The organism is Achromobacter sp. GW823-FHT04E03 (genome assembly GCF_058796095.1).
Genome location: NZ_JBXAIJ010000001.1, coordinates 1,587,639 through 1,602,015, shown reverse-complemented (window position 1 = coordinate 1,602,015; position 14,377 = coordinate 1,587,639). Strand labels below are relative to the sequence as shown.

The 14,377-nt window shown below is 65.5% G+C and carries 8 protein-coding genes; 6 read left to right on the top strand and 2 right to left on the bottom strand.

Annotation, left to right across the window (positions count from 1 at the left end; genetic code table 11):
* Window positions 1-14 precede the first annotated feature (14 nt).
* Together AC1RHV_RS07510 and AC1RHV_RS07505 are read right to left on the bottom strand one after the other, a co-directional pair.
* Window positions 15-422: a DUF192 domain-containing protein gene (locus AC1RHV_RS07510; protein ID WP_119449368.1), complete on the bottom strand. Its 408-nt coding sequence runs from the start codon at window positions 420-422 to the stop codon at window positions 15-17.
* 188 nt (window positions 423-610) lie between these two features.
* Window positions 611-856 (bottom strand): cold-shock protein, encoded by a 246-nt coding sequence (locus tag AC1RHV_RS07505; RefSeq protein WP_006220277.1) that lies wholly within the window; start codon window positions 854-856, stop codon window positions 611-613.
* A gap of 225 nt (window positions 857-1,081) precedes the next feature.
* On the opposite strand from AC1RHV_RS07505, the gene clpS reads away from it, so the two are divergent.
* The 6 genes from clpS (at window position 1,082) to AC1RHV_RS07475 (ending at window position 14,372) form a co-directional block, all read left to right on the top strand.
* Window positions 1,082-1,396: an ATP-dependent Clp protease adapter ClpS gene (gene clpS / locus AC1RHV_RS07500; protein WP_006383989.1), complete on the top strand. Its 315-nt coding sequence runs from the start codon at window positions 1,082-1,084 to the stop codon at window positions 1,394-1,396.
* A gap of 164 nt (window positions 1,397-1,560) precedes the next feature.
* Window positions 1,561-6,756: an alpha-2-macroglobulin family protein gene (locus AC1RHV_RS07495; protein ID WP_492300303.1), complete on the top strand. Its 5,196-nt coding sequence runs from the start codon at window positions 1,561-1,563 to the stop codon at window positions 6,754-6,756.
* On the top strand, window positions 6,753-8,975 hold the full coding sequence (gene pbpC, locus AC1RHV_RS07490; protein ID WP_119449311.1) for a penicillin-binding protein 1C: 2,223 nt from the start codon (window positions 6,753-6,755) through the stop codon (window positions 8,973-8,975). The genes AC1RHV_RS07495 and pbpC overlap by 4 nt, the downstream gene beginning before the upstream one ends.
* 55 nt (window positions 8,976-9,030) lie before the next feature.
* Window positions 9,031-11,343, top strand: a complete 2,313-nt coding sequence (gene clpA / locus AC1RHV_RS07485) for an ATP-dependent Clp protease ATP-binding subunit ClpA (RefSeq protein ID WP_054453626.1) — start codon at window positions 9,031-9,033, stop codon at window positions 11,341-11,343.
* Between the two features lie 8 nt (window positions 11,344-11,351).
* Window positions 11,352-12,668 carry a paraquat-inducible protein A gene (locus tag AC1RHV_RS07480; protein WP_054452361.1) on the top strand — a complete coding sequence of 439 codons (1,317 nt, stop codon included), beginning with the start codon at window positions 11,352-11,354 and terminating at the stop codon, window positions 12,666-12,668.
* Window positions 12,669-12,707: 39 nt separating this feature from the next.
* Entirely contained in the window at window positions 12,708-14,372 is a 1,665-nt protein-coding gene (locus tag AC1RHV_RS07475) for a PqiB family protein (protein ID WP_054452359.1), read from the top strand.
* Window positions 14,373-14,377 lie beyond the last annotated feature (5 nt).

Sequence of the window (14,377 nt, the reverse complement as noted above, 5' to 3'; positions counted from 1 at the left end):
GCCGGCGGTTCGCCTCAGGGCAGGCCGTCCAGCTTCTTGCCGGCCTTGATGCCGTGCTGTTCGAACCAGCCCTGGGCCATTTCCAGCGCGTAGCGCACCGGCTTCTTGGCGCAGTGCGGGTCTTCGGTCTGCGGCGCCATGTCTTCAATGTTGACGATCGTGCCATCGTCGGCGATAAAGGCAATCGAGAGCGGAAGGATGGTGTTGCGCATCCAGAAGCACTGCACGTCGGGCTGTTCGAAGACGAACAGCATGCCGTCGTTGCCGGGCAGCTCCTTGCGGAACATCAGGCCGTCGCGGCGGGTCGCTTCCGTGTTCGCGACTTCTGCGCGGATAATATGGATGCCGGCCGAAAGCTGGGTGGTGGGCAGCGGGGCTTGCGGTCCGGTTTGCTGTGCGCTGGCCGCCAGAGGCAGGGCCATGGCGATGGCTGCCAGGGCTTTCGGCAGGAAGTTTCTGAAGAACGCTGTCTTGAACAACGTGAGGCTGACAGGATTTAAAACGGCGTTCTTGGGCATGACCTGGCGCAATGAATGAAAAATAACAAGGCGGGGCTCGAAAGCCCCGCCTGAATAATGGCGCAACCTTACCGTTGCGCTTTAAGGGTAACTCAGGCAGCTGTGATATTAAGCGCCTGTTTGCCTTTGGGCCCCTGGATAATCTCGAAGGCCACTTTCTGGCCTTCCTTCAGGGTTTTAAAACCATTCATCTGGATGGACGAAAAATGGGCGAACAGATCTTCACCGCCGTCGTCGGGCGTAATGAAGCCGAACCCCTTTGCATCGTTGAACCATTTGACGGTGCCCGTCGATTTGGGATTGTCCCCTTGGACGGCGGTTGCGGTCGTATCAGACATGCGGACTGCCTCATTGAATCGTATGTTGACGAAGGGCATCGCGGCCTAGACCCCTGTCCCCCCTCCGGCTTCCTGGCAGATTTTCGGTGCTTTGAAAACCCCAGAATGCGTGGATAATGCGCCGCTTTTCTTTGCGGCGTCAAGTATGGAAACTACGCATTTCTACGTGTAATTTTCCGTAAGTTACACGCTAGCCGTCCCCCGTTTAAATAGAATAGCGGCCCTATGAGTTCTACCTTGGATACCCAGCATGATTTGGCCGTCGAGAAGGCTCCGGCGCGCGCCGCGCCGCCTCCGATGTACCAGGTCCTGCTGCTGAACGACGACTACACCCCGATGGAGTTCGTCGTGAAAGTACTGCAAAAGTTCTTCAATAAGAATCACGAAGAGGCTACGAGGATCATGTTGCAGGTGCATCACGAAGGGCGTGGTGTATGCGGGGTTTATCCCCGGGACCTCGCCGCCACGCGCATCGCGCAAGTGGCCCAATACGCACGGGCGCGCCAGCACCCCCTGCAATGCGTGATGGAACCCGTCTGAACCCCAGAATCAATGCGCCGCCTGTCATGGCGGCGTTGTGTTGTCCGGTTATTTTGTTTTGACAAGCAGTATCCGCGTACCCGAGAAGCGCGCGGAATGATCAGGTCGGCAGCTCCGCCGCTTAGGAGCGGTGCGTCTGCATTTGAGTAAGCGGGAGATTTACCGTGAGTGGAAAGATAAGCAAGGCCTGGCTGGCGACAGCCGGGGTCGTTGTATTGGCCGGCGCCATCGGCGTGGGCTGGTGGATGGGCAAGGAACGTCAGCCCGCCAATCCGGCGCCAGCCGTCGTGTCGCAGCCTGCTGCCCCGGCGGGTGGCGGAGATGCCAAGCCGGCATTGCCCGCCAGCGCGGTGGTCGGCGCGGCCGACCCGTTTGCCGCGCTTTCCTGCCAGCCGCGCCAGTACAACGATACGCTGGCGCTGGCCGTGACCTTCACGCAGCCGGTGGATGCCAAGTCCGACCTGGACAGCTTTCTGCAGGTGACGGACACGGGTTCGGCCTCCGACAAGGACAGCGAATCGGCCGCCAGCAACGGTGACCAGCCCGCCTCGGTCCGGCCGGGCGACTCGGCGCCCAAGGGCAAGATCCTGAAGGGCAACTGGGTGGTGGGCGACAACCCCCGCATGGTTTATTTCCCCTACGTGCAACCGCAGCGTTCCTACGCGATCTCCGTGCGTGCCGGGCTGCCCGGCGCGGGCGGCATCAAGCTGGCGGAAGCGTCGAATTGCGAGGTGAACACGCAGGCCATGCCGCCGTCGTTCTATTTCGCCAGCCGCGGCGTGGTGCTGCCGGCCGGCCAGAATGGTGGCCTGCCCGTGGCCACGGTGAACGTGCCAGAAGTGGACGTGCAGTTCCTGCGCGTATCGCCTGAGCGCGTGCCTGAACTGTTCGACACCGTGCTGGGCATCGGCCGCAGCACCGGCTCCGGCGAAGAAGAAGACAGCAGCGACGAAGATGACAACTGGCGCTATTCCGACAACCGCAGCCTGAAGGGCTCGGTCAGCAACTGGGACCTGGACCGCCTGAACTCGCTGACGACCAGCGTCTATCAAGGCCGCTTCGTCACCGACGACAAGCCCAACCGCCGCCATGTCACGTTCCTGCCGGTCGAAGGCATCAAGGAATTGCAGGAACCCGGCATCTACATCGCGGTGATGAGCCAGCCCGGCCGTTTCCGCTACGAATACCAGGTGACGTATTTCTACGTCAGCGACATCGGCCTGCACGCGCGCCGCTACAGCGACCGCATCGAAGCCTATTCGGTATCCCTGAAGAGCGGCACCGCCATCTCGGGCGCCGTGTTCGAACTGGTGGACGGCGCCGGCAAGTCGCTGGCCAAGGCCGCGGCCGATGGCCAGGGCCATGTCCGCTTTGACGGCAGCTTCGCCAATGCGCGCGTCATCCGCGCCTCGCGCGACAAGGAAATGACGGTGCTGGCCCTGGGCGAACCCGCCCTGGACCTGTCTGAATTCGACACGGGCGGCCATGTTTCCCGCCCCAACAACCTGTTCGTCTACGCTGGCCGCAATCTGTACCGCCCCGGCGAAACCTTCAACGTCTCGGTCCTGCCGCGCGATCTGGACGGCCGCATGCTGGCGCCGTCGCCCCTGACCGCGACCATCAAGCGCCCCGACGGCCGCACGGTGCTGAGCACCCTGTGGCAGCCCCAGAAGGATCTGCCCGGCTATATCGAGCGCAGCATCGACCTGCCGCTGGATGCGCAGACCGGCACGTGGCTGCTGGAACTGCGCGTGGACCCCGCGTCGCGCGCGCCGGACGCGTCCTGGAAGTTCCAGGTCGAGGAATTCCTGCCTGAACGCATGAAGATGGCGCTGACCTCCGACCAGGAGGTGCTGTCGCCGGAGGAAACGCTGACTGTCGACGTGCAGGGCGACTATCTCTACGGCGCGCCCGCCGCTGGCAACCGCCTGCTGTCCAGCTTCCAGGTCAAGCGCGACCGTTTTGCGCTGCCCCAGCAATGGCCCGGCTTCATCTTCGGCGACGTTGCCGACGATGCCCGCCGCCATTTCGAAGAGCTGCCCGAAACGGCCCTGGACGACAAGGGCCGCGGCCAGCTCGAGGTCGATCCGCGCACCGGCGGCACGCGTTCGCCGATGAAGGTGCGGGTGTCGGCCAGCCTGCTGGAGTCCGGCGGCCGTCCGGTGGTGCGCTCGATCGAGCGCAGCGTCTGGCCCGCCGACCGCCTGATCGCCGTGCGTCCGCAATTCGACGGCGACGTGGCCCGCGAAGGCGCGCCCGCCGGGTTTGAAGTGCTGCGCGTGGATGCGCAGGGCAAGATTGCGCCGCTGGCGCAGGCGCAGATGCGCCTGTACCGCGAAGATCGCCAGTACTACTGGCGTTTCGACGACCAGCGCGGCTGGAACAGCGGCTACACCGAAACCGAGGAATTGCTGGATTCGCGCGAGATCGCGCTGAACGACCGCTCCCAGCTGACCGTGCCCGTGAAGTGGGGCCGCTACCGCCTGGAAATCGCCGATCCCGAAACCGGCCAGACCCTGCGCTACCGCTTCTACGCGGGCTGGAACGCGCAGGACTCCGACGCCATGGGCAATCGTCCCGACCGCGTGCAGATGAAGCTTGAAGGCGTGCCGGCCAAGCCGGGCGACACGGTCAAGCTGACCCTGACGCCGCCGCATGACGGCCAGGCGCTCATCACCGTGGAAGGCGACCGCATGCTGTGGTCCACCTGGGTGGCCGTGAAAGCGACGGGCACGCAGGTCGAGATCCCGGTCGACAAGAGCTGGAAGCGACACGACCTGTACATCGCCGCCGCAGTGTTCCGTCCCGGCAGCGAAGGCGACCGCGTGACGCCGGCGCGCGCGCTGGGCCTGACCTTCCTGCCCATCGCCAGCGCTGACCGCAAGCTGGACGTGAAACTGACGGCGCCGCCCAAGGCGGTGCCAGAGACCAAGGCGACCGTGCGCGTCAAGGTGGACGGCGCCCAGGGCAAGCAGGCCACCGTGACCCTGTCGGCGGTCGACGTGGGCATCCTCAACATCAACCAGTACAAGACCCCCGATCCGCTGGACTACTTCTTCGGCAAGCACCGCTACGCGCCCGAATTGCTGGACATGTACGGCAAGCTGATCGAGAAAATGGACGGCACGAAGGGCAAGCTGAAGTGGGGCGGCGACGCCGCCATGCGCGGCGACAGCAAGAGCCTGCCCAAGAAGGTCAAGCTGGTGGACCTGTTCTCCGGTCCGGTCAAGCTGAACGAGCAGGGCGAGGCGGACATCCCGCTGGACCTGCCTGATTTCAACGGCACGCTGCGCCTGATGGCCGTGGCCTTCACGCCCGACAACTACGGCAGCACCGACACCGAAATGGTGGTGGCGGCGCCCATCGTGGCCGAGCTGAACACGCCGCGCTTCATCACCCCGGGCGACCAGGCCGCGATTGCGCTGGACGTGACCAACCTGAGCGGCGCCGAGCAGAAGGTGACGGTCAAGCTGGAAGCGCTGGACCCGCTGGCCATCGTCGACGGCGTCAAGACCGTGACTCTGAAGGACAAGCAGCGCACCACGCTGCGCTTCACCGCCACCACCACCGGTTCGTACGGCCTGGGCCTGATGCGCCTGACCGTCGACGGGCAGGGCGGCGGCAAGCCCTTGCGCATCGTGCGCGAATCGGTGCTGCAGGTGCAACCGGCCTACGCGGCCGAGCGCCAGGTGCGCCGCCTGCGCCTGAATCCGGGCGAAGCCAACGCGCCGCAGGCGTCGTGGGTGGCGTCCTACTACCCGGACTCGACCACGGTCAGCATGACGGTATCGAACCGTCCGCCGATCAACGTCAATCGCCTGGTCGAAGGGCTGCTCAACTATCCCTACGGCTGCACCGAGCAGACCATCAGCGCGACCCTGCCGTGGGTCATGCTGGATGAGGCCGCGGCCAAGCAGTTCGGCCTCAAGCCGCGCACCAAGGCCGAGCGCGACGCCAAGGTGGCCGGCGCGATCGGCCGCCTGGCGGGCATGCGCAACGCCGTCGGTTCGTACAACCTGTGGAGCAGCTCGTCCTCGCGCGATGTGTGGCTGACGGCCTACGCCGTCGGCTTCATGCAGGACGCCCGCGACAACGGCTTCGAAGTGCCCGAGGCATCGCTGGACCGTTCGCGCCAGTGGCTGCTGGAGCAGGTGCAGCAGAGTTCGGGCGCGTTCGGCACCTGGTCGGCCAACCTGAAGCGCGGCGTCGAATCCGGTCGCTACGACTCCAGCGACGCCAACATCCTGCGTGAGGACCATCGTCGCTTCGCCGGCCTGGCCACTGCCGCCTTGGCGCTGGCGCGCGACAAGAAGGCGCCGCTGTCCACGGTGCGTCAGCTGTACGACAACTACCAGGAGCGCGCGCGCTCGCCGTTGCCGCTGATCCAGCTGGCGGCCGCGTTCAAGCTCATGGGCGACGAAGGGCGCATGAAGAGCGCGCTCGACCAGGCCGTGGCGCGCGAGTACGGTCTCAACAATCGTCGCAACTCCGGCTATTACGACGAATGGCTGGGCGACTACGGCAGCGGCGTGCGCGACTATGCGCTGGCCTTTGCGATCGCGGAAAAGTACGAGCTGCGCCATGAGCGCCTGGACAACCTGCTGACGCAGCTGGCCAGCCGTCTGGGCAACCGTTCGTACCTGTCGACGCAGGAACAGATGTCGCTGTTGCTGGCCGCCCGCGCTATGGGCGGCGACAAGGCCACGCCCTGGTCCGCCACGTTGACCGTCAACGGTTCCACCAAGGCTCTCGCTGGCGGCACCAGCGACCAGACCGTGTCGCTGTCGGCGGCCGACCTGGCCGGCGTGCAGTTGCTGAACACCGGCAACCAGTCCCTGTTCGTCGAATACGACATCCAGGGCAGTCCGACCACCACGCCTGCGCCGCGCAATGACGTGATCCAGCTCAAGCGCGGCTGGTACCGTCCGGACGGCCGCCCGTGGGATGGCGGCAGCCTGCAGACCGGCGACATGCTGGTAGTGTGGGTGCAGGCCAGCGCCAACCAGAACATTCCGGATGGCTTGCTGGTGGACCGCGTGCCGGCGGGTTTTGAAGTCGAAAACCTGAACCTGTCGCAAAGCCCCGAGATGCAGGAATGGACGATCGGCGGACGCCGCGTGGCCGAAGCCATGTCCGATCCCAACATCAAGCACCGCGAGTTCCGCGACGACCGCTATGTGGCCGCGGTGTCGCTGGGTCGCGGCAAGGTGGACGTGTTCTATCTGGTGCGCGTGGTGACGCCGGGCCGCTATGCGGTGCCGTCGACGGTGGCCGAAGACATGTACCGGCCTGAAATCCGGGGCGTAGGCGAGCAATGGAGCACGGTAGAGATCCGCGACCGCGGCGCCAAGCGTCCTTGAACCCCGCCGCCACCCCGGTGGCGGGCGCCTCGCGCGCCCGCCGCTGGCGGCGGCGAGGAATCTTCGCGGCCAGCGCGTTGTTTGCGCTGGCCGCGTTGTTATTCACGCTCGACCGCCTCTATCCCTTGCCGCCCGTGGATTCGGGCGGCGCCGCCGTCGTCGTGGCCGCCGATGGTACGCCGCTGCGCAACTATCCCAGCCGCGACGGCATCTGGCGCTATCCGGTCAAGCCCGACCAGGTGTCCGAGCGCTATCTGGAAACGTTGCTGACCTACGAGGACCGCTGGTTCTACTGGCACCCGGGCGTCAACCCGGTGGCGATGGCGCGCGCCGGCTGGCAGTGGGCCACCAACCGCCGCATCGTGTCGGGCGGGTCCACCCTGACCATGCAGGTCGCGCGGCTGATCGATCCGGAACTGGCCGGCAAGCCCTCGCGCTCGATGTCGGCGAAGCTGCGGCAGGCCTGGCGCGCCATCCAGCTGGAAATGCACTACAGCAAGGACGAGATCCTGTCGCTGTATCTGACCCACGCACCCATGGGCGGCATCGTCGAGGGCGTGGAGATGGGCTCGCGCCTGTGGCTGGGCAAGCCCGCCCGCGATCTGAGCCCGGCCGAAGCGGCGATGCTGACCGCCTTGCCGCAGGCGCCATCGCGGCTGCGGCCGGACCGTCACCCCGAGGCCGCGCAGGCCGCGCGCGACAAGGTGCTGGACCGCATGGTCGAACTGGGCCGCTGGACCCCGGCCGAGGTGGCCGACGCCAAGATCGAGAACGTGGTTGCGCCGCCGCTGCGCGCGCGCTGGCTGGCGCCCCTGGCCGCGCAGCGGTTGCTGCAGGAGGCGGGCAGCCAGCGCAAGGCGGGCCGGCGTCCTGGCGAGCGGCCCGCGGTGGTCACGTCCACCCTGGACGCGGACATGCAGGCGGCGGTGGAGCGCATGCTGCAGGATCGGGTGGACGGCCTGCCGCCTAAAGTGTCGATGGCCGTGTTGGTGATGGACAACGATACGCTGGAGGTCAAGGCCTATGCCGGCTCCGCCGATTTCTCCGACGAAAGCCGGGCGGCCCACGTGGACATGGTGCGCGGCGTGCGTTCGCCGGGCTCCACGCTCAAGCCTTTTCTGTATGCGCAGGCGCTCGACGAAGGCCTGATCCACTCCGAAAGCCTGCTGATCGACGCGCCGATGTCGTTTGGCGGCTACGCGCCGGGCAACTTCCAGGCCGCGTTCGCCGGCCCGATCAGCGTCGCCCAGGCTCTGCAGCGTTCGCTCAACGTGCCGGCGGTGGATCTGCTGGACCGCGTCGGGCCCAGCAGTTTCGCCTCGGTCATGCTGGCCGGCGGGGTACGGTTACGTTTGCCCGCGGGCGCGGAACCGAATTTGAGCTTGATTTTGGGCGGGGGCGGCACCACATTGGAAGAACTGGTGGGCGCTTACCGGGCCCTGGCCCGCGGCGGCGTCTCAGGGCGGCCCCGGCTGCGGCCGGAGCAGCCGCGGGTCGAGTCCCGTATGATGAGCCCTGGGGCGGCCTGGATCGTCCGTGACATTCTGGAGAGCGGCGGCCATCCCGACCGGCCGTTCTACCAGTCGGGCAGTCCGGCGCGGCAGCTGGCCTGGAAAACCGGGACGAGTTTCGGATTCCGGGACGCCTGGGCCGTTGGAGTGACCGACAGGTGGACGATGGGCGTTTGGGTCGGCCGTCCGGACGGGACGCCCAACCCCGGATTTTTCGGGGCCAACGTGGCGGCGCCGCTACTGCAGGATATCGTGGCGGCCTTGCCCGAAGGCGCTCAGCAGGTCCGCGTCAGGCCCGAAACGGTGCAGGCCGCGGTGACATGCTGGCCCCTGGGTTACAAGCTCGGCAGCGTGCCGTCCGGCGAATGTCCGGAGCAGCGCGCGGCCTGGGTGCTGAATGAAACGGCGCCGCCGTCCTTTGCCGGCTACGCCGACGCCTCGCGCGGACCGTTGCGTCTGGGCGGCGTGGCCAGCGGCTCGGTGCTGCGGCCCGTGCCGGGCGGGCGCGAAGTGGCGCTGGATGTGGATGTGCAGGGAACTGAAGGCGAAGTATGGTGGATGCTGGACGGGCGCGTGGTTGGCCATGGCGCGTCGGGTCATCCGTTTAAATTAGTGTTGGCCATGGACGGCCGGTATACGCTTACCGTCATGGATGCGCAAGGCCGCCACGACAGAGTGGTTTTTGAAATCTCTGGCGTTACGCCATGATCGGCATAGAATATGAATCGTGTATTTGCCCGCTTCGATGCGTTACGGAGGAAGCGTGATTTCTCAAGAGCTTGAAGTCAGCCTGCATATGGCTTTCGTCGAGGCCCGTTCGGCCCGGCATGAATTTATTACCGTCGAGCATCTGCTGCTCGCGTTGCTCGACAACGCTTCGGCCGTTGAAGTGCTGCGCGCCTGCGCCGCGAACCTGGACGACCTGCGCCGCAATCTGCGCCAGTTCGTCTCGGAGAACACCCCGGTGATCCCGAGCGGCGCCGAGGTCGACACGCAGCCCACGCTGGGATTCCAGCGCGTGATCCAGCGCGCCATCATGCACGTATCCGCGGGAGGCACCGGCAAGAAGCCGGTTACCGGCGCCAATGTGCTCGTGGCCATTTTCGGTGAAAAGGATTCGCACGCTGTGTACTACCTGCAACAGCAGGGCGTGACGCGGCTGGACGTCGTCAATTTTCTGTCGCATGGCATTACCAAACAGCCCCAGGTGGAGTCCGCCGCCGTGCAGAAAGAGCAGCAGACCAATGGTGAAGAGCAGGGCGAATCGCGTCAGTCGCCGCTGGACCAGTACGCCACCGACCTGAACGCCGCCGCGCTGGCGGGTCGCATCGATCCCCTCATCGGGCGCGAGCACGAAGTCGAACGCGTGATCCAGGTGCTGTGCCGCCGCCGCAAGAACAACCCGCTGCTGGTCGGCGAGGCCGGCGTGGGCAAGACCGCGATCGCCGAAGGCCTGGCCTGGCGCATCACGCGCGGCGAAGTGCCCGAAATCCTGCAGGCCGCCCAGGTCTTTTCGCTGGACATGGGCGCCTTGCTGGCGGGCACCAAGTACCGGGGCGATTTCGAGCAGCGCCTGAAGGGCGTGCTCAAGCAGATCCGCGGCAACCCCGACGCGATCCTGTTCATCGACGAAATCCATACGCTGATCGGCGCCGGTTCGGCTTCGGGCGGCACGCTGGACGCGTCCAACCTCTTGAAGCCCGCCTTGTCTTCCGGGCAGCTCAAGTGCATCGGCGCGACCACCTACACCGAATACCGCGGCGTCTTTGAAAAAGACCACGCGCTGTCGCGCCGCTTCCAGAAGATCGACGTGGCCGAGCCCAGCGTCGAACAGACCGTGCAGATCCTGCGCGGCCTGAAGAGCCGCTTCGAAGAGCATCACAGCGTGCGCTACTCGTCCGCCGCCTTGTCGGCCGCGGCCGAACTGTCGGCGCGTTTCATCAATGACCGCCATTTGCCGGACAAGGCCATCGACGTGATCGACGAGGCCGGCGCCGCGCAGCGCCTGTTGCCGCGTTCGCGCCAAAAGAAGGTGATCGGCAAGGTGGACATCGAGAACATCGTGTCCAAGATCGCGCGCATCCCGCCGCAGTCCGTCTCCAACGACGACCGCAGCAAGCTCGCGACGCTGGACCGCGACCTGAAGACCGTGGTCTTCGGCCAGGACAACGCCATCGAAGCCTTGTCCGCCGCCATCAAGATGGCGCGCTCGGGCCTGGGCAAGCCGGAAAAGCCGATCGGCGCCTTCCTGTTCTCCGGCCCCACCGGCGTGGGCAAGACCGAGGTCGCGCGCCAGTTGGCGTTCACGCTGGGCGTGGAGCTGCTGCGTTTCGACATGTCCGAATACATGGAGCGGCATGCGGTGTCGCGCCTGATCGGCGCGCCTCCGGGCTACGTCGGTTTCGACCAGGGCGGCCTGCTGACCGAGGCCATCACCAAGCAGCCGCACTGCGTGCTGCTGCTCGATGAAATCGAAAAGGCGCACCCGGATGTGTTCAACATCCTGCTGCAGGTCATGGACCACGGCACGCTGACCGACAACAACGGCCGCAAGGCGGACTTCCGCAACGTCATCCTCATCATGACGACCAACGCGGGCGCTGAAACCTTGAACCGTCCGTCGATCGGTTTCGCGAATTCGCGCGTGGTGGGCGACGAAATGGCGGAAATCCGCCGCATGTTCACGCCCGAGTTCCGCAACCGCCTGGACGCGATCATCCCGTTCGCGCCGCTGGACCGCGAAATCATCCTGCGCGTGGTGGACAAGTTCCTCATGCAGCTGGAAGACCAACTGCACGAGCGTCGCGTGGAAGCCATCTTCACCACGGGGCTGCGCGAGCATCTCGCCAAGGAAGGGTTCGATCCGCTCATGGGCGCACGCCCCATGCAGCGTCTCATCCAGGACACCATCCGCCGCGCGCTGGCCGACGAGCTGCTGTTCGGCAAGCTGGTCGATGGCGGCACGGTTACGGTCGACCTGGACGAGGAGGGCAAGGTCAAGCTGGACTTCGACGACAACGGCAAGCCGCCCTCGTCGGATGCGCCTGACAAGCAGGAAGTCGAACTGGTCGATTAAGGCTCTCAATGACCGCGGACCGCCAGCCGCTGATCGAGTGCGAACACTGCGCGAGCATCTATCGCCGGCATCAGCTTGAACCTGGAGAGACCGCCAATTGCGCCCGCTGCGGCGCCACTCTGTGGCGTTACAGCGGGCTTACTTTGTCCAATTGGCTGGCGCTCGCCATTTCCGCCCTGATCGTGTTCGGGGTGGCCAATGCCTATCCCGTCGCTTCCATGTCCGTGCAGGGCATGGTGCAGCAGGCATCCTTGCTGGACGCTATTGCCATCACCTGGCGCCAGGACCATTGGGTCGTCGCCATCATGACCGGCATGGCCGGCTTTGCGCTGCCGATGCTGCAGCTGTCGGTGTTGCTGTGGGTGTTGGGGCCGCTGTCGCGCGGCCGGGAACCCCTGGGCTTTCGTACTGCGATGCGTTTGTTGGGCATTCTGCGGCCCTGGTGCATGGTTCCGGTGTTCCTCCTGGGCGTGCTGGTGGCGGTGGTGAAGCTGGCGGGCATGGCCGCCGTGACTCCGGGTATCGGGTTGGCGGCATTCGGCATCCTGACCATCCTGTTGACGATGCTGGGGCGGCTGTCGCCGCATGTGCTGTGGCGCTACGCCGAGAGCGTGGGCGTGGTGCCGGTGCATATCCCCCAGGCTGCGCCGGACACGGTTCTGACCGGATGCCATGTCTGTGGGCAGGTGCAGGCGTTGCCCCGCGCGGCCGATCCGGAAGAGCACCACCACTGTGTGCGTTGCGACGCCCTGGTGCATTTCCGCAAGCCCGATCATCTGGCGCGCACCTGGGCGCTGTTGCTGGCGGCCGTGGTGTTCTACATCCCCGCCAACGTGCTACCAGTGATGCAGGTCAGGTCGGTGCTGGGGGACAGCGCCCACACCATTCTGGGCGGCGTGGTCGAACTCTGGGAAATGGGTTCCTGGGATATCGCGCTGATCGTCTTCATTGCCAGCGTGGCGGTGCCGTTGACCAAGCTGCTGGCGCTCATGCTGTTGCTGTTGACCGAACAATGGCGCAGCACCACCAACCTGCGTCCGCGCACGCGCCTGTATCAAATGGTCGAGTTCATCGGCCAATGGTCGATGCTGGATGTTTTTGTCGTTATATTGCTGGCGGCGTTGGCGGATTTCCAGGGCTTGATGGAAATCAGCGCCGGCGCGGGTGCGGCGGCGTTCGGGCTGACAGTGATCCTGACCATGTTGTCGGCCATGAGTTTCGACCTGCGCCGCAGTTGGGATCTGGAAGGACAAAGTGAAATAGAATCGCCGCCAGTGGGAGGCGGGCGCCAGCCGGCGTCTCTCGCCGGCAAGGAAATGGGCTAGGAAGCGCCGCGGCTTCCGTCCACGAACAAGGAAGAGTAGATGTCCGAGCAAGCACCCGGATCCGGTGAAGAGAAGTTTGCGTCACCCGCGATCTCGCGCAAGAAGAAGAGCCGGATTTCATGGATCTGGCTGGTGCCCATCGTGGCGGCCCTGATGGGCTTGTCGCTGGTCGTGCGAACCTGGATGCAGGCGGGGCCCGACATCTCCATTTCGTTCAATACCGCAGAAGGGCTGGAAGTCGGCAAGACCCAGCTGCGCTACAAGGACGTCAACATCGGCACCGTGAAGTCGATCGGCTTCAACGAAGACCGCACCAAGGTGGTGGTGCAGGCCGAACTGTCCAAGGATGTTTCCGATCTGGCGCGCGAAGGCACCAACTTCTGGGTGGTGCGCCCGCGTCTGGACGTGAGCGGCGTGTCCGGCCTGGGCACGCTGTTGTCGGGCGCCTATATCGGCGTGGACGCGGCCGAAGGCAAGGACAGTTCCAAGAAGGCCACCAAACTGCATTTCGAAGGGCTGGAAGTGCCGCCCGCGGTCACGCATGACCGCGCCGGCAAGCGCTTCAAGCTCAAGGCGTCCGACCTGGGTTCCCTGGATATCGGTTCTCCCGTGTACTTCCGCCGCATCAACGTGGGCCGCGTGATCGGCTACGCGCTGGATGAAACCGGCAAGGCCGTGAACGTCGAGGTGTTCGTGGACGCGCCCAACGACAAGTTCGTGACCCAGGGCACGCGCTTCTGGAATGCCAGCGGCGTCGACTTCAGCGTCAATGCGGACGGCCTCAAGGTGCGCACGCAATCGCTGGTGTCGATGGCGGTGGGCGGCGTGGCCTTCGAGCCGGTCATCAGCGCGCGCGATGCCGGCAAGCAGGCGCAGGCCGACGCGCAATTTGACCTGTACGCGACCGAGGCCGCAGCCAAGGCCAATCCGGACGGCGAGGCCTTCCCGATCCGCATGCGCTTTGACCAGTCGATCCGCGGCCTGACGGTGGGCGCGCCGATCGACTTCAGCGGCATCACGCTGGGCAACGTCACGCAGATCAACATGGACTTCGATCCGGTCGCCAAGCGTTTCTACTCGATGGTGGATGCAACCCTGTATCCGGAACGCCTGGGCCGCGTGTTCGACGAAGTGCGCGATCGCGCCACCAAGGACGGCGACGTTGCCGGCAACCGCTTGTTGGGCGGCATGATCAAGCACGGCCTGCGCGCGCAGCTGCGCACCGCCAACCTGCTGACCGGCCAGCTGTACGTGGCGCTGGACGACTTCCCGAACGCCAAGCCGGTTGAATTCAAACCCTCGGATCCGGCGCTGATCCCGACGGTGCCAGGCAACCTGGATCAGTTGCAGCAGCAGATCAGCAACATCGTCGCCAAGATCGAGAAGATTCCGTTCGACAAGATCGGCGAGGACCTGCGCACCACCTTGGCCAGCACCTCCAAGCTGATGAACCGCCTGGACAAGCAGGTCGCGCCTGAAGCGCAGAACATGCTCAAGCAGGCCAAGGAGTCCATGGCGCAGGTCAACGCGCTGCTGGCATCCGATGCTTCCTTGCCGGTCAATACGGAAAAGGCGATGCAAGAGCTGGGCCGCGCGGCCCGTTCGCTGCGCGCCCTGGCCGATTTCCTGCAAGCCAATCCCGAGGCCTTGTTGCGCGGCCGCGGCCCAGACCCGATCCCCGGCGCCGGTCCTGTCAGGAACTGAATCCC